Source organism: Streptomyces deserti (genome assembly GCF_054782695.1).
Window position 1 is genome coordinate 1 of the sequence record NZ_BAAGRZ010000039.1, and the last position, 21075, is coordinate 21075.

The 21075-nt window shown below is 72.5% G+C and carries 15 protein-coding genes and 1 pseudogene; 9 read left to right on the plus strand and 7 right to left on the minus strand.

Annotated features, from left to right (window positions below):
* On the plus strand, positions 1-2933 hold a 2933-nt coding region (locus ACYVMZ_RS35550), incomplete at its 5' end, for a type I polyketide synthase (RefSeq protein WP_461087012.1).
* Positions 2934-3016: 83 nt separating this feature from the next.
* Entirely contained in the window at positions 3017-3544 is a 528-nt protein-coding gene (locus ACYVMZ_RS35555; RefSeq protein WP_461087013.1) for a PaaI family thioesterase, read from the plus strand.
* Between the two features lie 38 nt (positions 3545-3582).
* On the opposite strand, the gene ACYVMZ_RS35560 is transcribed toward ACYVMZ_RS35555, so the two are convergent.
* Both ACYVMZ_RS35560 and ACYVMZ_RS35565 read right to left on the minus strand, forming a co-directional pair.
* Positions 3583-5352, minus strand: coding sequence for an ABC transporter permease subunit (locus ACYVMZ_RS35560; RefSeq protein ID WP_461087014.1), 1770 nt, complete (start codon positions 5350-5352; stop codon positions 3583-3585).
* Between the two features lie 6 nt (positions 5353-5358).
* Positions 5359-6888: an ABC transporter substrate-binding protein gene (locus ACYVMZ_RS35565; RefSeq protein ID WP_461087049.1), complete on the minus strand. Its 1530-nt coding sequence runs from the start codon at positions 6886-6888 to the stop codon at positions 5359-5361.
* Between the two features lie 275 nt (positions 6889-7163).
* Here ACYVMZ_RS35565 and ACYVMZ_RS35570 point away from each other — a divergent pair, with 275 nt between their 5' ends.
* The 4 genes from ACYVMZ_RS35570 to ACYVMZ_RS35585 all read left to right on the plus strand — a co-directional run bounded on the left by ACYVMZ_RS35570 (position 7164) and on the right by ACYVMZ_RS35585 (position 12254).
* Positions 7164-8093, plus strand: a complete 930-nt coding sequence (locus ACYVMZ_RS35570; RefSeq protein ID WP_461087015.1) for an oxygenase MpaB family protein — start codon at positions 7164-7166, stop codon at positions 8091-8093.
* Entirely contained in the window at positions 8075-10300 is a 2226-nt protein-coding gene (locus ACYVMZ_RS35575; RefSeq protein ID WP_461087016.1) for a serine/threonine-protein kinase, read from the plus strand. Before ACYVMZ_RS35570 ends, ACYVMZ_RS35575 begins: the two co-directional genes overlap by 19 nt.
* An 85-nt stretch (positions 10301-10385) precedes the next feature.
* Entirely contained in the window at positions 10386-11963 is a 1578-nt protein-coding gene (locus ACYVMZ_RS35580; protein WP_461087017.1) for a phytoene desaturase family protein, read from the plus strand.
* 99 nt (positions 11964-12062) lie between these two features.
* Positions 12063-12254 carry a DUF2795 domain-containing protein gene (locus tag ACYVMZ_RS35585; RefSeq protein WP_461087018.1) on the plus strand — a complete coding sequence of 64 codons (192 nt, stop codon included), beginning with the start codon at positions 12063-12065 and terminating at the stop codon, positions 12252-12254.
* A gap of 12 nt (positions 12255-12266) precedes the next feature.
* On the opposite strand, the gene ACYVMZ_RS35590 is transcribed toward ACYVMZ_RS35585, so the two are convergent.
* The gene (locus ACYVMZ_RS35590; RefSeq protein ID WP_461087019.1) at positions 12267-14057 is read right to left on the minus strand and encodes a serine hydrolase domain-containing protein; all 1791 of its coding nucleotides are present in this window, start codon (positions 14055-14057) and stop codon (positions 12267-12269) included.
* Positions 14058-14199: 142 nt separating this feature from the next.
* Between ACYVMZ_RS35590 and ACYVMZ_RS35595 the strand changes: the two genes are divergently transcribed.
* Together ACYVMZ_RS35595 and ACYVMZ_RS35600 are read left to right on the plus strand one after the other, a co-directional pair.
* Positions 14200-15309, plus strand: coding sequence for an NAD(P)H-dependent flavin oxidoreductase (locus ACYVMZ_RS35595; protein ID WP_461087020.1), 1110 nt, complete (start codon positions 14200-14202; stop codon positions 15307-15309).
* The gene (locus ACYVMZ_RS35600) at positions 15306-16859 is read left to right on the plus strand and encodes an acyl-CoA synthetase (protein WP_461087021.1); all 1554 of its coding nucleotides are present in this window, start codon (positions 15306-15308) and stop codon (positions 16857-16859) included. The genes ACYVMZ_RS35595 and ACYVMZ_RS35600 overlap by 4 nt, the downstream gene beginning before the upstream one ends.
* A 272-nt stretch (positions 16860-17131) precedes the next feature.
* Here ACYVMZ_RS35600 and ACYVMZ_RS35605 read toward each other — a convergent pair whose 3' ends face one another.
* A complete protein-coding gene (locus tag ACYVMZ_RS35605; RefSeq protein ID WP_461087022.1) occupies positions 17132-17629 on the minus strand; it encodes a MarR family transcriptional regulator in 498 nt (165 codons plus the stop codon).
* A gap of 271 nt (positions 17630-17900) precedes the next feature.
* Here ACYVMZ_RS35605 and ACYVMZ_RS35610 point away from each other — a divergent pair, with 271 nt between their 5' ends.
* Entirely contained in the window at positions 17901-18119 is a 219-nt protein-coding gene (locus tag ACYVMZ_RS35610) for a hypothetical protein (protein WP_461087023.1), read from the plus strand.
* Here the strand turns inward: ACYVMZ_RS35610 and ACYVMZ_RS35615 are convergent.
* The 3 genes and pseudogenes from ACYVMZ_RS35615 to paaK form a co-directional block, all read right to left on the minus strand.
* Positions 18109-18345 (minus strand): annotated as a pseudogene (locus ACYVMZ_RS35615) (AMP-binding enzyme); the annotation flags it as partial. The gene ACYVMZ_RS35610 and the pseudogene ACYVMZ_RS35615 sit on opposite strands and share 11 nt — an antisense overlap.
* 160 nt (positions 18346-18505) lie before the next feature.
* Positions 18506-19606 (minus strand): serine hydrolase domain-containing protein, encoded by a 1101-nt coding sequence (locus ACYVMZ_RS35620; protein ID WP_461087024.1) that lies wholly within the window; start codon positions 19604-19606, stop codon positions 18506-18508.
* 147 nt (positions 19607-19753) lie between these two features.
* Positions 19754-21049: a phenylacetate--CoA ligase PaaK gene (gene paaK / locus ACYVMZ_RS35625; protein WP_461087025.1), complete on the minus strand. Its 1296-nt coding sequence runs from the start codon at positions 21047-21049 to the stop codon at positions 19754-19756.
* Positions 21050-21075 lie beyond the last annotated feature (26 nt).

Genomic DNA, 21075 nt, shown 5'->3' on the forward strand with positions numbered 1-21075 from the left:
TGGTGGCTGCGGCGGCACGGCGGGATCATGACGAGGCCGAACAGTTCGTGACGATGCTCGCGCAGGCGCACGCCGCCGGTGTCGCAGTGGACTGGAGCCCGCTGTTCGCCGGACGCGCGGTCTCGCGGGTCTCGTTGCCCACCTACGCGTTCCAGCACCAGCGGTACTGGCTCGAAGCCGACCTGTCCGCGACCGGAGACGTGAGCCGTGCCGGGTTGGCCTCGCTCGATCACCCGTTCCTGACGGCGGCGGTGCGGGTGGCGGGCCGGGACGAGTGGTTGTTCACCGGCCGGCTGTCCCTGCGCACCCACCCGTGGATCGCCGATCACGCGGTGTTCGGGTCGGTGCTGCTGCCGGGCACCGGGTTCGTGGAGATGGCCCTGAGCGCCGGCGCCCGCGTCGGTACGGGGATGGTCGAGGAACTGCTGCTGGAATCCCCGCTGCTGTTGGACGCCGACACCGCCGTGGACGTGCAGCTGAGCGTCGGTCCGGTGAACGCGTCCGGACGTCGTGAGTTCTCGGTGCACTCCAGGCGGGAATCGGCGACCGCAGATCTGGACACCGATGACGAGTGGCTGCTGCACGCCAGCGGTGTGCTGGCACCCGCCGACACGACCAGGGCCCCGGCCGGGACCTGGCCACCCGTCGACGCCGAGCGACTCGACGGTGAGTACCTGTACGGCCGCCTCGCGGATCTCGGTTTCGAGTACGGAACGGCGTTCCAGCGGGTGTCGGTGGCGTGGCAGCGCGGAGACGAGACGTTCGCCGAGGTGGCGTTGGACGACACCGCCCTCGCCTCGGCGGCGGGCTTCGCCCTCCACCCGGCACTGTTCGACGCCGTGCTGCACGCCGTGATCGACGGTCTCGCCCAGGCGATGCCGCCCGGACGACTGCCGCTGCCGTTCTCCTTCGCCGGGGTCCGGCTGCACCGCACCGGCGCGTCGGCCGTACGGGCCCGTATCGTCCGCACGAGTGGTGACGAGGCCCGGATCGAGCTGGTCGACGAGACCGGGGCGCCGGTGCTGACCGTCGAGTCGCTGCGCGCACGCCCGGTCGAGGCACACGCGCTCGGTGGCACGGCGCAACGCGTCAGCGGGTCGATGCTGGGAGTGGAATGGGTCGAAGCCGGCGCTGACCGTGCCCCGCAGGTGTCGGTTGCCGTGCTCGGGCCGGCGACGGCGGTCAGGGGCGCGGAACGGTTCTCCGATCAGGCGGAACTCACAGCGGCGGAGTCCGTTCCGGGCGCGGTGGTGTGGAGTGCCGACGCGGTGTGCCCCGAGGGTGACGAGACCGCCGGGACCGTGCGCGCAGCCGTGCAGGCGGCCTTGCGTGTGCTTCGGGAGTGGCTGGCCGAGAGCAGGTTCCTCGGGGTGCGGCTGGTGGTGACCACCCGGTGTGCGTCAGCGTTGCCCGGTGAGATGCCCAATCCGGCCGCGGCCGCGGTGGCGGGGCTCGTGCGCAGCGCGCAGTCCGAGCACCCGGGCCGCATCACCCTCCTTGATCACGACGGCGCAGAACTCTCCACCGATACGGTGACGCGGGTGCTGGGTGCCGAAGAGCCCGAGCTGCTGGTCCGTGGAGGGCGACTGCTCGCGCCGCGGCTGGCCCGGACCGGCGGAGCCGCCGGAGAGGTGTCGTTCGGGTCCGGCACCGTGCTGATCACCGGCGGCACAGGTGGCCTGGGTGCGGTGGTGGCCCGGCACCTCGCCGAAGCACACGGTGTGCGGCGGTTGCTGCTGGTGTCGCGGCGCGGTATGGCCGCCGACGGTGCTGCCGAACTGGTGGCCGTGCTGCGCGAGGCGGGTGCCGACGTGGAGGTGGCGGCGTGTGATGCCAGTGACCGCACGGCACTGCGTGACCTCCTCGCCGCGTTGCCCGACGAGCGCCCGCTGACCGCGGTCGTCCACGCGGCCGGTGTCCTGGACGACGGCACGGTGGAGACCCTGACCGCGGAGCAGGTGGACCGGGTACTGACGCCGAAGGTCGACGCGGCGCTGAACCTGCACGAGTTGACCCGGGACCACGACCTGTCGGCGTTCGTGTTGTTCTCCTCGGCGGCGGCTCTGCTCGGCTCACCGGGACAGGGCAACTACGTGGCGGCCAACAGCTTCCTCGACGCCCTCGCCCGCCGCCGGACCGCCGACGGTCTGCCCGCCGTGTCGGTGGCGTGGGGCCCGTGGCAGCAGGACTCGGGCATGACCAGCGGACTGGGCGAAGCGGGGCTGTCGCGGTTGGAGCGACTGGGTCTGAACGCGCTCGGCCACGAGGAAGGGCTGGCACTGTTCGACCTGGCGGTCGGTGCGGGTCAGCCGGTCGTCGCCGCGATGCGGTTCAGCCGGGCGCGACTGGCGGTGCAAGCCCGCGACGGGCTGCTGCCGACCGTCCTGCAGGGGCTCGTGCCCGCGGCCGCGCAGCAGGCGGGCGGTGCCGAGGAGCTGGCGGGGAGGCTCGCTTCGACGCCGCAGGACGAACGGGAAGCCGTCGTCGTGGACTTCGTCCGCGATCAGGCCGCGGCCGTGCTCGGTCATGCGTCCGGTGAGGCGATTCCCGCCGAAGCGCCGTTCACGGAGCTCGGGTTCGACTCGCTGGGCGGGGTCGAGTTCCGCAACCGGCTGGCGAAGGCGACCGGCCTGTCGTTGCCGTCGACCCTGGTGTTCGACCATCCGACCACGGCGGCGGTGGCGAAGCTGCTGCTGTCGCGCCTCGAGGACGGTGGACCGGACAAGTCCGTCGAACACCACGTCGAGTCGCTGAGGTCGGTGCTCTCGGGGATCACGTCCGGTTCGGAGAAGGCGCGCCTGGCACGGCAGATCCGCGCGCTCGTCGCCGAAGTGCTGGAGGAGCGTGACTCCACCGTGGAGGTCACGGCAGCCGCGGTCGAATCGGCCACGGCCGACGAGATCGTCGCCCTGATCGAAAAGACTCTCTCGTGATCGTCGACCTCTGATCCCCGACCTCGTGATCCCCGACCTCCTGATCGGCGACAGAGATTTCCTCCGAAAGAGAAGGCTGTGAGATGACGGAAAAGAATGCTCCGGCGGGAACAGACGATGACGCGAGGAGGCTCGAAGTCAGCTGGACCGATCCCCAGGTGGCGGCCATGCGCGCGTTCCAGATGTCGCGCGAGGAGCTGCTGAAGAGCATGGTCTCCGGGGATCTGCCGAATCCTCCCATCGGCCAGTTGCTGAACTTCAGGGTCGCGGAGGCCGAGCCCGGCCGGGCGGTCATCGAACTCCAGCCGGACGAGCGGCACGAGAACATCATCGGCGTGGTGGCCGGCGGGGTCGCGGGAACCATCCTGGACGCCGCGATGTGGATCGCCGTCCAGGCGTCGCTCGAGGACAAGTCGGTGGTTAGCACCGTGAGCATGAGCCTGAACTTCATGCGCCGGCTGTCCAGGGAAACGGGAACCGTGCGCGCGGTGGCCCAGGCGCTCCACGTGGGCCGGTCGACCGCGACCGCCGAATCCTGGCTGGAGGACGCGACGGGACGGCGATATGCGCAGGCCACCGCCAGCTTCCTGCGCATGGGCGGCCCGGAGTGACCGTGGCGTTGCGCCGGACGCCGAGGGCGCGCACGTGATCATCGCGACGCGTGCGTGCCCTTCCCCCGCCCCACCGCGCTCCCCGACACCGCCAGCACGGAAAGCAGCACGAGCGCACCGGCAGGACCCAGCACGGTCCAGGGCGCGAGCTCGGCGTACGGCTGGTTCTCCGACAGCAGCCGTCCCCACTCGGGTGTGGGCGGCTGCTCGCCCAGGCCGAGGAAGCCCAGCGAGGCCAGCACCAGGACGGTCGTGGGCAGCCGCAGCAGGGCGTTGCGCAGCAGGGCAGGTACGACCGCGGGCAGCAGGTGACGGCGCATCAGGTGCAGTCGTCCGGCGCCCAGCGCCACGGCGGCGGCGAGGTGACCGCTCGCGCGCTCCTGTTCGAGCAGCGCGGCGGTCTGGGCGGCGTACGGGCTCCAGCCGACCACGCACACCGCGCCCGCCGCACCCCACACCGACGGCCCGGTCACGCCGGCCACCAGCAGTCCCGCGAGGACGGCGGGCAGCGTCGCCACGACCTCGGTCGGACCGGCGCTCGCCCGCGGCACCATGCCGAGCAGGAGCCCGGTGACGGCGCTGACCACCGTCACCGCGAGCGCCACGCCCGCCGTGCGCAGCGCCCCGTGGCCCAGCCGGGCCAGCAGGTCACGGCCCAGCGCGTCCGTGCCGAGGGGGTGTTCGAGGGAGGGCGCCAGCAGCCGCGCCGCCGTGTCGACCTGCAAGGGGTCGCGCAGCAGCCCCACCGTGACGAGGGCGAGCAGGGCGACGGCGCACGTCGCCGCGATCCAGCGCAGGGCGCGTGGCGGGGTGAGGCGGGGCCGGTGCAGGGCGGGCAGGGCGCCGTCCCTGAGCGGCCGGCCGAGGAGCGCGTGGCGCAGGGCCCGGATCAGCACGCCGGCGCCCACGCCGAGCAGGACGAGCGCCAGCGTCGCGGTCTGCAGCACCGGAAGGTCCTGCGCGACGGCGGCGTCCAGGGCGAGCCGGCCGAGCCCCGGGATGTTGAAGATCTTCTCCACCGCCACCGCCCCGCCGACCAGGGCCACGACGGTCGGCAGCAGTTGCGGCAGGACGCCCGGCAGGGTGCGGCGCAGCGCGTCGCGGGCGATGTGACGGGGCGGCAGCCCGACGGCGTACGCGGTGCGCGCCCACGGTTCGTGGAAGGCGGCGGGCAGCGACTGGTCGAGCAGCCCGCCGATCATCGCGCCCGACGGGATGCCGAGGGCCAGCGACGGCAGCACCATCCACTGCGGCCCCTCCCAGCCGCTGGACGGGAACCAGCCCCACCACACCCCGCACACCGTGGCCAGCAGCGAGGCCAACAGGAACTTCGGCAGCGCGGCCAGGACGGCCGCCCCCGTACCCGCCCGGTCCTGCCGCAGCCGCCGCCGCGCACCGAGGCGGACGGTGCGGGCGCAGACCAGGGCCGCCACCGAGGCGGTGACCACCAGCGCGCCCAGCATCAGCGTCAGGGAGACCGACACAGCGGTGACCACCTGGGGCAGCACCGGCTCGCCCGACACCCACGAGACGCCCCCGTCCCCGCGCGGCAGCCCGCCCAGCCAGTGCGCGAGATGCGCGAGAGGCCCCTCGTCCAGGCCCAACTCCTCGCGAACGGCGGCCAGTTCGGCGGGCGTCGGATTCTGGTCGGCGGAGCGGGCCCGCAGCACCGTGCGCGCCGGGTCGGTGCCGGACAGCCACGGCAGCAGGGCCACCGCCGCCAGCAGCCCTGCCCCGGCGACAACGCGGCCGACCGCCGCCCGCCAGCGGTACGGGCGAGCGGCGGAAGGGGCGTGTGTGACGCTCATTCGGGGTTACTTCAGGCGCGTGCCGACATCGACCAGGGAGCGCTCGCGCGGGTCGAGGATCACACCCTCGACGTCCGTGGCGATGCCCTGCACGGCCTTCTCGTGGACCAGCGGCACGACGGCGTCGGTGCGCAGGATCTCCGCCTCGGCCCGCATGACCTTCTCCTGCCGCCGCTGAGGGTCGGCCTCCCCGGCGGCGGCCCGGATCGCCTTGTCGACGGCGGGGTCCTTCAGCCCGGCGATGTTGTAGACGCCGTTGCTCGTGAAGTCGCTGGCGAGGTAGTCGACCGCGTCGCCGGTGTCGAGGAGCGTGACCCGGGAGAAGACGAGGGCGTCGTACTTCCCGGCGAGGAGGTCGGTCTCCATCTGCGTGTACTCGCGCACGTCCTGCTCGACCCTGAACCCGGCCTTCTCCAGCTGCTGCTGGAGGACGGTCGCCGCCTCCGGCAGTTCGGCACGGTTGGTGTACGTGGCCAGGCGCAGCGTCCTGCCCTTCGTCTCGGCCTTGACCTGTGCGGCGGTTGCCGCCTTGGCGGCGCCGGTCACCTTGACGCGCTGGTCGGCGGCCCAGGGGACGGCGGGTCCGAACAGGCCCTGCGCGGGGTCGGCGTACCCGCCGAAGACGGAGTCGACGAGGGCGGAGCCGTCGACGGCCTCCCGGACGGCGGCGCGCAGGCCCGAGTCGGCGAGGAGGCCGCTGCGGGTGTTGAGGACCAGGCTGTCGGTGCGTACGGAGGGCACCTCGTGGCGGGTGTCCGCATCGAGCAGCTTCGCCTGGGCGGTGGGGATCCACTCGGCGATGTCGACGTCGCCGCCGCGCAGCGCGTTGGCGCGGGCGGTGCCGTCCGCGATCCAGGTGACGTCGATGCCGGAGGCCTTGGCCTTGCCGCCCCAGTAGCCGTCGAAGCGGCTGAGGGCGGCCTTGGTCTTGCCGCTCAGCCGGGTGATCTGGAAGGGGCCGGTGCCGGTGCCGACCGGGCTGACGGTGCCGTCCTTGGCGTACGCCTTCGCCGACAGCACGGCGAGCGCGGGGCTGGCCAGCCGCAGCGGCAGCACCGGGTCGGGGGTCTTGGTGGTGAGGGTGACGGTGTCGGCGTCCTCGGCCTTGGCGGTGAGGGTCACGTCGCTCAGGACGCGGGGCTTGGGCGTGGCCCTGCCCGCGTGGTCGAGCGCGTTGACCACGGCCTCGGCGGTGACGGCGGTGCCGTCCTGGAACTCGGCCTTGCGCAGTTCGAAGGTCCAGGTCGTGTCGCCGTTCCGCTTCCAGGACCTGGCCAGCGCGGGCGCGGCGACGCCGTTCTTGTCGAGGGCGGTGAGGCCCTCGGCGACCGACAGCTTGCTGAGCACGGTGGCGTCGTTGCTGTAGGGGGACAGGGCCTGCGCCGGCGGCACGGCCAGGGCGATCCGCAGCCGCCCGCCCGATCCCGCTCCGTTGCCCGAGTCCCCGCCGCTGCCGCTGTCGCTCGGGGCGAAGCAGCCGGCCAGCAAGGGGGTGAGGGCGAGTGCCGCGATGAGACCTCGGGAGGTGGTGCGCATGTCGATCCTGTCGTGCGATGTCACGTCGGCTTCCAACGCCCCCTGAGGGACGGACCGGAGGGGCGCCAGCATATAAGGGCAGCCTTACCGAACCTTCATCGGGTGGGTGAAATCTCAACGACTGGACGGTTCGGACGGAACGCGGGCCCGGCACTGTCGACCGGTTGTTCGAGCTGTGCCATCGTGTCGGACGGTGGACGGTGGACGGGCGCACGGGCGGACGGGCGGACGTGCGGTCTGACGGACGATCGGACGGGCGGAGGGAGCTGAGTCGCATGACCGGTGCGGACCCCGGACTGTTCGGGCCCTCTTCGGTGACCTGGCAGATGCACGGTGATCCCATGATGTGGATCGCCGGCATCCGGGCGCTCTACCTCCAGGCCCTGCACCCGCGCGCGGTGCGCGGCGTCATGCAGAATTCCGACTTCCGCCGTGACGCCTGGGGTCGCCTGATGCGCACCGCGAACTTCGTCGGCACGACGACGTACGGCACCACCGAGGCCGCCGAGCAGGCGGGCGCCCGCGTCCGGAAGATCCACGGCATGCTGACGGCGACCGACCCGGACACCGGCGAGCGCTACGGCGTCGACGAACCCGGTCTGCTCCTCTGGGTTCACTGCGCCGAGATCGACTCCTACCTGCACGTCCTGCGCCGCTCAGGGTTCCGGCTCACCGACGCCGAGGCCGACCGCTACATCGCCGAACACCGGGAAAGCGCCCGCCTGGTGGGCCTCGACCCCGCTGCCGTACCCGCGAACCGGGCCGAGCTGGCCTCCTACTTCGCGAAGGTGCGCCCCGAACTGGCCGCCGGACCCGAGGCACGTGAGGTGGACGACTTCCTGCTCCGCCCGCCGACGCATCCGCTGCTGGTCCCGGTGCGCGAGGTGTTGTGGCGGCGCGTGGCGGACCTGGCGTACGCCTCCCTGCCGCCGTACGCCCACGAGTTGTACGGCAGACCGGCCCCCGCACCCCCCGTCGTCACCCGGCGACTGCGTCTCACCGGCATCCTGCTGCGCGGCATTCCCGCACGTCTGCGCTGGCAACTCCCGCCCAAACACATCCTGCGCGCCATGGCGCGGCTCGGCCCGGGCGCGCGTCCGGCACCGTACAAACTCGGGCGAGAGGTCGCCATACTGGACGAGCCAGGGGAGGGCGCGGCGGACAGCGACGGGGGCGGGCGCAGGAGATGGGGGACAGCAGGCTGATCCACGGCCGGTACCGGCTGCTCGACCTGATCGGGCGCGGCGGCATGGGCGAGGTGTGGCGGGCACGGGACGAGTCCCTGGGCCGCCACGTCGCCGTCAAGTGCCTCAAGCCGCTCGGCCCGCACGACCACTCCTTCACCCGCGTCCTGCGGGAGCGGTTCCGGCGCGAGGCCCGCGTGGCCGCCGCGCTCCAGCACCGCGGGATCACCGTCGTGCACGACTTCGGGGAGTCCGACGGTGTCCTCTATCTGGTGATGGAGCTGCTGGAGGGCCGCAACCTCAGCCAGTTGCTGGAGGACAACAAGGCCCACCCGCTGCCGGTCGACGACGTCGTCGAGATCGCCGAACAGGTCGCTGCCGCCCTCGCCTACTGCCATGAACAGAGCATCGTGCACCGGGACTTGAAGCCCGCGAATATCGTGCGGCTCGGCGACGGCACGGTGAAGATCTGCGACTTCGGCATCGCCCGCCTCGGCCACGACATCGGCTTCACCTCCCGGCTGACCGGCACCGGCATCGCGATGGGCACCCCGCACTACATGTCCCCGGAGCAGATCAGCGGCACCGAGGTCGACCAGCGCAGCGACCTGTACTCGTTCGGGTGCGTGCTGTACGAGATCGCCACCGGCGTACCGCCGTTCGACCTCGACGACGCGTGGGCGATCCTCGTCGGCCACCGCGACACCCCGCCCCGGCCGCCGCGCGACCACCGCCCGGAGCTGCCCGAGTACCTCGAGCGGATCATTCTGGACCTGCTGGCCAAGGAACCGGAGCAACGCCCGGGCGACGCCCGCGAGTTGGCCCGCCGGATCAGCGCGCACCGCGCCGCGCCGGCGTACGTGCCGACCGTGGCGGCGCCCCGGCCCGGCCCCGAGACGGCGGTACGCGGGGCGCGGCTGCCGTCCTGGACACGGGGCATGACCACGGGCCGCAAGGCGGCCGGCGCCGGGCTGAGCACCACATCCCCGGACCCGGCGGCCGGCCTGTCCGGCGAGTGGATCGCGCGGCCCACGGCCAGCCGGCCGCAGGAGCCCGTACCGGACGAGCGGCCCACTCCGCCGCCGGAGGTCCTGACCGCCCTGGCCGGCCGGCACAACGCGGGCCTGAGCCTGGGGCGGCTCGGCCGCTGGGCGGAGGCGGGGGAGGTGCACCGCGCGGTCGCCGCCGAACGCGAGCACCTCCTCGGCCCGGACCACCCCGACACCCTCGCCAGCCGCTACGAGGTCGCCTTCACCCTCAGCCGCACCGGCCGGGCCGCCGACGCGCTGCGCGAGTACAAACACGTGGCCGAGGCCCGGATCCGGGCCCTGGGCGCCGACCACCCCGACACGCTCGCCGCCCGCCAGGAAATGGCCTACGTGATGGGGCAGTTGGGCCGCCCCTTCGACGCCCATCAGGTCTACACCTCGGTGCTCGCCGCCCGGGAACGCGCCATGGGCCCCGATCACCCCGACACCCTGCGCTGCCGCCACAACCTCGCCTTCAACCTCAGCCGGCTCGGCCGCCTGGAGGACTCGTACCGCATGGCGTGCGAGGTGGCCGCCGCCCGCGCCCGGGTGCTCGGCGCCGACCACCCCGACACCCTGGTCACCCGCTACGAAGTCGCTTACGCCCTCGGACAGTTGGGCCGCTGGGATGAGGCCCTGCGGACCTACCGGGAGGTCGCCGAGGCCCGCTCCCGCGCCCTCGGCCCGGACCACCCGGACACCCTCGCGGCCCGCTACGAGATCGGCATCAGCCTGGGCCGCCTCGGCCGCAGCGGTGAGGCCCTGACGCTCTACCGCGACCTGGTCGAGGACCGCACCCGCGTCCAGGGCCCCACCCACCCCGAGACCCTGCGCGTCCGGCACGGCCTCGGCGTCAACCTCGGGCGGCTCGGCCGCTGGGAGGAGGCCCTCGCCGAGTCCCGCGACGTGTGCGCGATCCGCGCGCGCGTCCTCGGCCCCGACCACCCGGACACCCTGGTCAGCCGCCGCGAGGTCGCCGTCGGCCTCGGCTGGCTCGGCCGCTGGGCGGACGCGCTGACCGAGTACCGGCGCGTGGCCGCCGCCCGCGAACGCGTCCTCGGCCCGGACCACCCCGACACCCTCGCCAGCCGCAACGACGAGGCCCACTGCCTGGAACAGCTCGGCCGCGCCGCGGAGGCCGCCGAGCTGTACCGCAGGGTGGCCGAGCTGCGGCAGCAGCGGGTGCCGGGCGGTCACTGACCGCGGCCGGCCGTCCGGCTCCCGCGGCCGCCGCCGGCAGGAACCACCTCTGGCTGACCTCGATCACCCCGTGTTACCAAGAACCATGACCGCACACGAGGGACCCCGGACAGACCGCACGTACGACGCCGTCGTCGTCGGCGGAGGCCACAACGGCCTGGTCGCCGCCGCCTACCTGGCCCGCGCCGGGCGCTCGGTGCTGGTGCTGGAGCGGCTGGACCACACCGGCGGCGCGGCGGTGTCGACGCGGCCCTTCACCGGGGTCGACGCACGGCTGTCCCGGTACTCGTACCTGGTCAGCCTGCTGCCCCGGAAGATCGTCCGGGACCTGGACCTGCACTTCCGGGTGCGCACCCGGAACGTCTCCTCCTACACGCCCACCGAGCGCGACGGACGGCCCACCGGCCTGCTCGTCGGCGGCGGCGAACGGCGGACGAGGGAGGCGTTCGCCCGGCTCACCGGCTCCGACCGCGAGTACGCGGCCTGGCAGCGCTTCTACGGCATGACCGGCCGCGTCGCCCAGCGGGTCTTTCCCACGCTCACGGAGCCGCTGCCGACCCGCGACGAGCTGCGCCGCCGCGTCGAGGACGAGGACGCCTGGCGGGCCCTGTTCGAGGAGCCGATCGGCGTCACGATCGAGGAGCACTTCGCCGACGACCTGGTGCGCGGCGTGGTCCTCACCGACGCCCTGATCGGCACCTTCGCCGACGCCCACGACCCCTCGCTCAAGCAGAACCGCTGCTTCCTCTACCACGTGATCGGCGGCGGCACCGGCGCCTGGGACGTGCCGGTCGGCGGCATGGGAGCCCTCACCGACGCACTGGCCGCCACGGCACGCGGTGCGGGCGCCGTGCTCGCCACCGGCCACGAGGCGCTACGGATCGCCACCGACGGCCGGACGGCCGAGGTCACCTACCGCACGGCCGAGGGTGAGGGGACCGCCACAGCACGCCACGTCCTGGTCAACGCCTCGCCGCAGGAGCTGGCGGCCCTGACCGGCGACGCGCCCCCGCCACCCGCCGAGGGCGCCCAGCTGAAGGTGAACATGCTGCTCAGGCGGCTGCCCAGGCTGCGCGACCACGCGGTCGACCCGCGCCAGGCCTTCGCCGGCACCTTCCACGTCGCCGAGGGCTACGAGCAGCTGGCCGCCGCGCACGCCCAGGCCGCCGCCGGTGAGCTGCCCGTCGCGCCGCCCTCCGAGATCTACTGCCACTCGCTCACCGACCCGACGATCCTCGGCCCCGACCTGGCCGAACAGGGCTACCAGACGCTCACCCTCTTCGGCCTGCACACCCCCGCCCGGCTGTTCGAACGTGACAACGACGCCGTACGCGAGGAACTGCTGAAGTCGACGCTCGCCCAGCTCGACGCCCATCTGGCCGAGCCGCTCGCCGGCTGTCTGGCGACCGACGCAAAGGGGCGGCCCTGCATCGAGGCGAAGACCCCGCTGGACCTGGAGCGGGACCTGCGGCTGCCCCGCGGCAACATCTTCCACCGCGACCTGACCTGGCCGTACGCCCAGGAGAGCACCGGCCGCTGGGGCGTGGAGACGCCGCACGCGAACGTGCTGCTGTGCGGGGCGGGCGCGGTGCGCGGCGGCGGGGTCAGCGGGGTGCCCGGGCACAATGCGGCGATGGCGGTACTGGAGGCACAGGGCGACTGAATGGCTGCCGCCGGGTGGGGCACTTAGACAGAGCGAAGGTTATCCGTACGATCCGGCCGCCCTCCGTGGACGGCCGTACACCCCCCACGGGAGGCTGCCATGGCCGACCTCAGCCCGATCGACCTCCAGAAGGCCCTCAGCGGCATGGACTACCCGACGGACAAGAAGCACCTGGTGGAGCAGGCCCGCAAGAACAAGGCCGACGAGAAGGTCGTCAGCCGCCTCGACAGTCTGAAGCAGGACCGCTTCGACGGACCGAACGAGGTGCAGAAGGCCGTCTTCAACCAGTAGGGCTTCCCTTCCCTAGTCGGCCGACGGCGCCCACCCCACGGCGTGGACGCGCGCTGCGTCCGCCGGGCGCGCCTCGTCGAAGAGGACGCCGTCGGCCGCCTCCACCCGCAACCCGTCGACATAGGCGCCACGGCCGACGTACAGCCGGTCCGTGGCGTACCGCCAGCGCAGCGTGAGCTGCCGCGCGGCGGGCAGGTCCGCCGTGAGCCGGTGCCAGACGCGGCCCGAGAAGCCGGTGAGCGAGCCCGACGGGTGCGGCCGAGGCTCCTCGCGCCGGCGCTGCGTCGTGAACGGCACGGGCTGCCAGGTCGTGCCGCCGTCCGTGGTGGCCTCCAGGGTGAGCATGTCGGAGCGCGGCTCGGTGTCCCACCACAGCGCGCAGCGCAGCCGTGCCCCGCCCGACGACGTGTCCAGCGCGGGCAGCGCGAGCGTCGCGGTGGTGGTGTTCGCCATCCCGGAGAACCAGGCCGTACGTCCCCGCACCGGGCGCACCGGTACGGCACGCGCCAGGTTGTTCGCGGCGGCGACCCGCGGCGCGGAGCCCGACCGCCAACCGCGCACCGGATGGACGGAGTTGCCGAGCACGACCAGGAACGAGTCGGTCGTCGGGTCCAGGACCAGCGACGTACCCGTGAAGCCGGTGTGCCCGGCGGCGCGCGGGGTGGCCATCGCGCCCATGTACCAGTGCTGGTAGAGCTCGAAGCCGAGACCGTGCTCGTCACCGGGGAACGCGGTGTTGAAGTCGGTGAACATCAGCTCCACGGACTCCGGTGTCAGGATGCGTGCCCGGCCGTGGACGCCGCCGTTGAGCAGCGTCCGGCCGAGGACCGCGAGGTCCCACGCGCAGGAGAACACGCCCGCGTGGCCCGCGACCCCGCCGAGGCTGTAGGCGTTCTCGTCGTGGACCTCGCCCCACACCAGGCCCCGGTCCAGCCCGGACCACGGTCGGCGCGCGTCCTCGGTCGCCGCGATCCCCGGCTTCCAGGAGGCGGGCGGGTTGTAGCGGGTGCGGCGCAGGCCGAGCGGGCCGGTGATCTCGTCGTGCAGGAGGGTGTCCAGGGTGCGGCCCGTGACCCGTTCCAGGACCAGCTGGAGCGAGATGAGGTTGAGGTCCGAGTACAGGTACGCGGTGCCCGGCGGGCTGACCGGCGCCTCGTCGAAGACGCGCTGGATCTTCTCCTGGTACGTCGGCGCGGTGTACAGCGGGATCCAGGCGCGGAAACCCGAGGTGTGCGTGAGCAGCTGACGGATCGTGATGTCCTGCTTGCCCGCGCGGCCGAAGTCCGGCAAATACGAGACGACCGGCGCCTCCAGCTCCAGCGCGCCGCGCTCCATCTGCTGCACGGCGAGGATCGAGGTGAACAGCTTCGACACCGAGGCCAGGTCGAAGACGGTGTCCTCTGCCATCGGGATCTGCTCGTCGGGCGGGAACTCGACGCCGGTGTCGGTCTTCTCGTCGTACGCCCGGTAACGCACCGCCATGCCGATGGGGTGGTGCAGTGCCACGGTGCCGCCCCGGCCGGCGAGCAGCACGGCCCCCGCGTACCAGGGGTGCTTGGGGGAGGGGCCGAGGAACGCCTCGGCGTCGGTGACCAGACGGCGGAGGTGGGCGGGGAGCAGCCCGGCGCGTTCGGCGCTGCCGTACCGGAGGGTGGGTTTTCCGGCCCTGTCCGCGGCGGCGGCCGGCCCGGCCGGGAAGGGGGCCAGGGCCAGGGCGCCGCCCAGGGCCAGAGCGTCCCTGCCGAGTTGACGGCGCGTGAACGTGCCGGTCGTCGTCGCTCTGTCTGCCGCGCCTTCGGTCACCGTCAAGTCCTTCCGCCGAGCCGCCCGGACGTCCCCGACAGTATGTCCACCGTGCGGCGCCCATACATCTGGCGGAGCATGAATCTGACGGAGCATCAGGAAAGGTCTTCCGTCCTCCCGAGGACTCCGGCATTCTGCGCGCATGCAGACGGAGCTGAGCAAGCAACTGGGAGTCGAGCACGCCGTCTTCGGCTTCACGCCGTTCCCCGCCGTCGCCGCGGCCATCAGCCGGGTCGGCGGCTTCGGCGTGCTCGGCGCGGTCCGCTACACGGCGCCCGACGAGCTCAGACGCGACCTGGACTGGATCGAGGCGCACGCCGAGGGCAGGCCGTACGGTCTGGACGTCGTCATGCCCGCGAAGAAGGTGGAAGGCGTCAGCGAGGCGGACGTCGAGGCGATGATCCCCGAGGGGCACCGGCAGTTCGTCAAGGACACCCTCGCCAAGTACGGCGTGCCCGAACTCGCCGAAGGGGAGGCGTCCGGGTGGCGCATCACGGGGTGGATGGAGCAGGTCGCCCGCACCCAGCTCGACGTCGCCTTCGACTACCCGATCAAGCTGCTCGCCAACGCGCTCGGCTCCCCGCCCGCCGACGTCGTCGAGCGCGCCCACGACCGGGGCGTGCTCGTCGCCGCGCTCGCGGGCAGCGCCCGTCACGCGCTCAAGCACAAGGACGCCGGCATCGACATCGTGGTGGCGCAGGGCTACGAGGCCGGCGGCCACACCGGCGAGATCGCCTCCATGGTGCTCACCCCCGAGGTCGTCGACGCCGTCGCCCCGCTGCCCGTCCTGGCCGCCGGCGGCATCGGCAGCGGCCGGCAGGTGGCTGCCGCCCTCAGTCTGGGAGCCCAGGGTGTGTGGCTGGGCTCCATATGGCTGACCACCACAGAAGCCGACCTCCACTCGCCCGCCCTGACCCGCAAGCTGCTCGCGGCCGGATCGGGTGACACCGTCCGCTCCCGCGCGCTGACCGGGAAACCCGCCCGTCAGCTGCGCACCGAGTGGACCGACGCCTGGGACGACCCGGCCGGGCCCGGCCCCCTGCCCATGCCGCTGCAGGGCCTGCTGGTCGCCGAGGCCGTCTCCCGCATCCAGACGTACGAGGTCGAACCGCTGCTCGGCACGCCCGTCGGTCAGATCGTCGGCCGGATGAACAGCGAACGCAGCGTCCGGGCCGTCTTCGACGACCTGACCCGCGGCTTCGAGGAGGCCGTCGACCGCGTCAACCGCATCGCCGGAAGGAGCGGCCAGTGACGAACACCCCTCCCGCGGGCTTCTGGGCCCAGGCCACCGCCGACCCCGGCCGCACGGTCCTGGTCGCTCCCGACGGCGAGGAGTGGACCGCCGGACGCCTGCACGCCGCCGCCAACCGGCTGGTCCACGGGCTGCGTGCCGCGGGGCTGGACCGCGGCGACGCCTTCGCGGTCGTGCTGCCCAACGGCGTCGAGTTCCTCACCGCCTACCTGGCCGCCACCCAGGCCGGTTTCTACCTCGTTCCCGTCAACCACCACCTCGTCGGGCCCGAGATCGCCTGGATCGTCGCCGACTCCGGCGCCAAGGTGCTCCTCGCCCACGAGCGGTTCGCCGAGCCCGCCCGCGCAGCCGCCGACGAGGCCGGCCTCCCGCCCACACACCGGTACGCCGTCGGCGCGGTCGAGGGCTTCCGGCCGTATGCCGAACTCCTCGACGGGCAACCGGAGTCCCCGCCCGCGGACCGCACCCTCGGCTGGGTCATGAACTACACCTCCGGCACCACCGGCCGCCCCCGCGGCATCCGCCGCCCGCTGCCCGGCAAGCCCCCGGAGGAGGCCTACCTCGGAGGCTTCCTCGGCATCTTCGGCATCCGGCCGTTCGACGACAACGTGCACCTCGTCTGCTCGCCGCTCTACCACACGGCCGTGCTCCAGTTCGCGGGCGCGTCCCTGCACATCGGGCACCGGCTCGTGCTGATGGACAAGTGGACCCCCGAGGAGATGCTCCGCCTCATCGACCGCCACCAGTGCACCCACACCCATATGGTCCCCACCCAGTTCCACCGTCTGCTGGCCCTGCCCGACGAGGTGAAGGCCCGCTATGACGTCTCCTCCATGCGGCACGCCATCCACGGCGCCGCCCCCTGCCCCGACCACGTGAAACGGGCCATGCTCGACTGGTGGGGCCCCTGCGTGGAGGAGTACTACGCCGCCAGCGAGGGCGGCGGCGCCTTCGCCACCGCCGAGGACTGGCTGAAGAAGCCCGGCACCGTCGGCAAGGCCTGGCCCATCAGCGAACTCGCGATCTTCGACGACGACGGCAACCGGCTGCCGCCCGGCGAACTCGGCACCGTCTACATGAAGATGACCACGGGCGGCTTCTCCTACCACAAGGACGAGACCAAGACCCGCAAGAACCGCATCGGTGACTTCTTCACCGTCGGCGACCTCGGCTACCTCGACGAGGACGGCTACCTCTTCCTCCGCGACCGCAAGATCGACCTGATCATCTCCGGCGGCGTCAACATCTACCCCGCCGAGATCGAATCCGTCCTGCTCGCCCATCCCGCCGTCGCCGACGCCGCCGTCTTCGGCATCCCGCACGACGACTGGGGCGAGGAGGTCAAGGCGGTCGTCGAACCGGCCCCCGGCCACGAACCCGGCCCCGCCCTCGCGGCCGGCCTCCTCGACCACTGCGCCCGCCGACTCGCCGGATACAAGCGCCCGAAGAGCGTCGACTTCATCACCGAGATGCCGCGCGACCCCAACGGCAAGCTGTACAAGCGGCGGCTGCGGGAGCCGTACTGGCAGGGCCGGACCCGGCCGGTGTGAGGCGGAGGTGCGGCTTCGGTCGCGCGGAGCGAGGGCCGACGTCATCCTTTCGCCGGGCCTCGCTCACCCTCCGGCCGATGTCCGGCCGGACATCGCCTTCCCAGCGTCGGCTCGTGACGATCGCGACCAAGGAAGGGCCGCTGCGGCGCGGGGCCGTGCGGCCGGGGAACGGGCGGCCGGGGGACGGGCGCTCGCCCCTGATCTCGGAGAGGCGGTGGAGAAGTGCGGAGAGGCGCGGCGGAGGGTGGTGGGGAGGCAGCGGGGAGGCTGCCTCAGCCGGGTTCCTCGCCGCCGACGGCGGCCTCGTACGCGAGCAACGTGTCGACGAACATCTGTCGCTGATGCGGCGTCAGGGGAGCCAGCGCCGTGCGCCAGGCGGCCGCGCCGGGGGCCAGCCAGGCGCTGATCGCGGGCTCGTGGGCGGGCGCGATGGCGATGATCCGCCGCCGCCGGTCCGCCTCGTCCTCCCGGCGCTCGAGAATCCCCTTCCGGCTCAGGTCGCCGATGAGCAGGCTCACCGTCGTCGGCGCCACCTCCAGCCGGGCCGCCAGCTCGTTCACGGTCATCGGGCCGTCGAACAACAGGCAGGCCAGCAGCGACAGGTGACGCGGTGCCAGCGAGAAGGAGCTCAGCGCCTCGGGTACCGGGATCCTCTTGGCGCGTCCCACCAACCGCGGCATGAGCAGCAGCAGGGCGCGGATGGAGTCGTCGACGCCGTCCGGCTCGTTTCCGCTGTTCTCCCCGGCGCCGCGCGCCCCAGGCGTTGACATCACGCACCCCTCGGGATTTACCTTTGTCGTCAAAGATGCTTTGCTTGTTTTAGGAACTGGAACTGTCCGCCATGGTACGCACCGGCGCGAACGGAGCCTAACCGGCCACGCCTGCCGCATCATTTCCGACGTCGCGCCCGCTCCCGGCGCCTCACGCCACCTCACCCGCGACTCCCGTACGTCCGGCGGGCACGCTGATCAGCTGTGCTTCGACGGTTCCGTCGAGGGCCTCTTCGCGGATGTGGACGGTGAAATGGGGCATGGCGGGATCATGCTGGACGGCAGCCCCGCCCGCTACAGCATGGGGCTGCAACGGGCCACGATGAACGGCGTGACGCTCTGGGGGAAGACCGGCCAGACGCACGGCTACCGCACCCGCATGATCGCCACCCGGGACCAGCGGCTCCGGTTCGTGCTGTCCTACACCCCGACGCCGCTGGAGTCGGCCGAGCAGATGACCGACCGGGTCGTCGCGGTCCTCACCTCGTGAAGCGGTCCCGCAACTCCCGTTTCAGGATCTTCCCGCTGGCGTTGCGGGGCAGTTCGGCCACGAACACCACCCGCTTCGGCGCCTTGAAAGGGGCCAGTTTCTCGCGGGCGTGGGCGATCAGTTCGACCTCGGTGACCTCGCCGCGCGGGACGACGACGGCCGTGACCGCCTCGATCCACCGTTCGTCGGGCAACCCGATCACGGCGGCCTCGGCGACGGCCTCGTGCGGCCCTGGCCGACGCGGTCGGCGCCGTCTACGGTCCCGAGTTCCGCCGGCTGGTCGGCGTCGACCTGATCGGAGTACCCCAGCACCGCCGGGGCGTCGGCGGTGTCCCGACCGACGACGACAACCCGCAGGTCACCCTCAGCATGCGGGAGGCCGCCTATCACCTGCCCGAGGTGCCGGACGCCCCCGCCCGCCTGGTCACCGCCACGACCGACGCGCTGGCCCGGGTGCTCGGCGAGAACATCCGCAAGCAGACCATCGTGACCATCGTCGGCGTGCGCACGCCGTCCGGCGGCAGCTCGAAGAGCCGGTCCATCGCCTGCGGGGGCAGCAGCGCGCCGGAGAAGAGGGCCTGCTGGAAACGCACGAGATCGTCGACGGTCGAGACCAGTTCGCCCTCGCCCCAGGAACTGGTCTGCTCGTGAACGGTGACGTCCCGCAGCGATCCGTCGGTCATGCGCAGATAGCCGTGCACATGCGAGCCGTGCAGCCGCGGGTCGCCGCCCGGCAGGAGCGTCCGGCGCAGGCCGAGGGGACGCAGGATGCGGGACACGATCGCCTCGCCGTATGCCCGGCCGGTCAGTTTTTCGACGAGCAGGGCGAGCAGGACGTAGTTGATGCCGCGGTACTCCTGCCGGGTGCCCGGCGCGAACTTGAGCGGGTCGTGCGTCACCGTCCGTGCCCACTCCCGCGGCGTCCAGCGGTCGAACCGGTGGCGCAGGACGGCTTCCGGAGTGCTCAGATCCGGCAGGCCGCGATGGTCGGGCAACCCACTGGTGTGGTTCAGCAACTGCGCCGGTGTGATGCGCGCGAACGCGGACGGCAGCAGGCCCGGAAGATGCCGCCCGATCGGATCGGTGAGCCCCACACGGCCCTGTGCCCACAGCTGCAGGACGACGGTCGCCACGAACACCTTGGTGATGCTGCCCGCGCGGATCCGGTCGTCCGCGCGCACGGCACGCCCGGTCGCCAGATCCGCCGTTCCCGCGGTGCCGTACCACCGGGCGCCGTCACGGACGACGTGTAACTGAGCGCAGACGGCCGGTGGATGGGACAGATCGGAGATCGCGGTGTGCAGAGCCTGAGCCTTCTCGGGCGGGAAGGAAACGGTGCCGGCAGTGCCGGTCCTGCCGGCGGCCTCGGCGGACCGGGCGGTCCGCGCTGTCGCGTGGGCGCCGGTATGCCCCTGCACGGCCAGGAGCGCGCCGGCGGCCGCGAGGCCACCGACCACAGAACGTCGGGAGATCCACGGGGATGTCATGACGCTCATGCTGTCAACGCAGCCACACCCGTCCCATCCGGGATCTCCCGGACACCAGCCCGGACCCGAACCCCTACGGAACCCGGCAGGTGGCCCGAACCCCACGCGTCCCGGCCCGCCCGAACCCTCTACGAGACCCGGCTTGGCCTAACGCGGACGCAGATCCACGATCCGCCGGATCTTGCCCACCGACCGCTCCAGCGACTCCGGATCGACGATCTCGACGTCGATGGACACCCCGATACCGTCCTTCACGGCCGCCCGGATGGACCGCGCGGCCGCCTCCCGGACCTCCCACCCCGCGTCGGGACGGGCCTCCGCCCGCACGGTCAGGGCGTCGAGGCGGCCCTCGCGGGTCAGGCGCAGCTGGAAGTGGGGCGCGACACCGGGCGTGCGCAGCACGATCTCCTCGATCTGGGTGGGGAAGAGGTTCACCCCGCGCAGGATCACCATGTCGTCGCTGCGGCCGGTGATCTTCTCCATCCGCCGGAACACCCGGGCCGTGCCCGGCAGCAGCCGGGTCAGGTCCCGCGTCCGGTACCTGATCACCGGCATGGCCTCCTTGGTGAGCGAGGTGAAGACCAACTCGCCCTCCACGCCCTCCGGCAGCACCTCCCCGGTGACCGGGTCGACGACTTCCGGGAAGAAGTGGTCCTCCCAGATGTGCAGCCCGTCCTTGGTCTCCACGCACTCCTGCGCGACTCCCGGGCCGATCACCTCCGACAGCCCGTATATGTCGACCGCGTCGATCGCGAGCCGCTCCTCGATCTCGCGCCGCATCTCCTCGGTCCACGGCTCGGCACCGAAGATCCCGACCCGCAAGGAGGTTCCGCGCGGATCGACGCCCTGCCGCTCGAACTCGTCGAGGAGCGTGAGCAGGTACGACGGCGTCACCATGATCACCGTCGGCTCCAGGTCCTGGATCAACTGCACCTGACGGGCTGTCATGCCGCCGGACGCGGGAACGACCGTACAGCCGAGCCGTTCCGCACCGTAATGGGCGCCCAGACCACCGGTGAACAGGCCATAGCCGTACGCCACATGCACCGTGTCCCCAGCTCGGCCACCCGCCGCCCGGATCGAGCGGGCCACCATGTCCGCCCACATGGACAGGTCGTTCTCTGTGTAGCCGACCACCGTGGGGCGTCCGGTGGTGCCACTGGAGGCATGGATGCGGCGCACACGGTCCCGCGGCACGGCGAACATGCCGTACGGATAGGTCTCGCGCAGGTCCGCCTTGGTGGTGAACGGGAACCGGGCCAGGTCGGCGAGCGAACGGCAGTCGTCCGGGCGTACGCCCGCCTTGTCGAAGGACTGACGGTAGAACGGCACGTTCTCGTACGCGTGCCGCAGGGAGGCCCGCAGCCGCTCGAGCTGGAGTGACCGCAGCGCCTCCACGTCGAGCCGTTCCCCCGAGTCCAGCAGGTCCGCCGCCTCCGCCATGAGGAGCCTCCCTCACCAACCGTGCC

Bases quoted from the DNA above. Each gene is read 5' to 3' on its own strand.
- ACYVMZ_RS35555 (WP_461087013.1), top strand. From the start codon at position 3,017: ATGACGGAAAAGAATGCTCCGGCGGGAACAGACGATGACGCGAGGAGG.
- ACYVMZ_RS35560 (WP_461087014.1), bottom strand. From the start codon at position 5,352: ATGAGCGTCACACACGCCCCTTCCGCCGCTCGCCCGTACCGCTGGCGG.
- ACYVMZ_RS35565 (WP_461087049.1), bottom strand. From the start codon at position 6,888: ATGCGCACCACCTCCCGAGGTCTCATCGCGGCACTCGCCCTCACCCCC.
- ACYVMZ_RS35570 (WP_461087015.1), top strand. From the start codon at position 7,164: ATGACCGGTGCGGACCCCGGACTGTTCGGGCCCTCTTCGGTGACCTGG.
- ACYVMZ_RS35575 (WP_461087016.1), top strand. From the start codon at position 8,075: ATGGGGGACAGCAGGCTGATCCACGGCCGGTACCGGCTGCTCGACCTG.
- ACYVMZ_RS35580 (WP_461087017.1), top strand. From the start codon at position 10,386: ATGACCGCACACGAGGGACCCCGGACAGACCGCACGTACGACGCCGTC.
- ACYVMZ_RS35585 (WP_461087018.1), top strand. From the start codon at position 12,063: ATGGCCGACCTCAGCCCGATCGACCTCCAGAAGGCCCTCAGCGGCATG.
- ACYVMZ_RS35595 (WP_461087020.1), top strand. From the start codon at position 14,200: ATGCAGACGGAGCTGAGCAAGCAACTGGGAGTCGAGCACGCCGTCTTC.
- ACYVMZ_RS35605 (WP_461087022.1), bottom strand. From the start codon at position 17,629: ATGTCAACGCCTGGGGCGCGCGGCGCCGGGGAGAACAGCGGAAACGAG.
- ACYVMZ_RS35610 (WP_461087023.1), top strand. From the start codon at position 17,901: ATGCTGGACGGCAGCCCCGCCCGCTACAGCATGGGGCTGCAACGGGCC.
- ACYVMZ_RS35620 (WP_461087024.1), bottom strand. From the start codon at position 19,606: ATGACATCCCCGTGGATCTCCCGACGTTCTGTGGTCGGTGGCCTCGCG.
- paaK (WP_461087025.1), bottom strand. From the start codon at position 21,049: ATGGCGGAGGCGGCGGACCTGCTGGACTCGGGGGAACGGCTCGACGTG.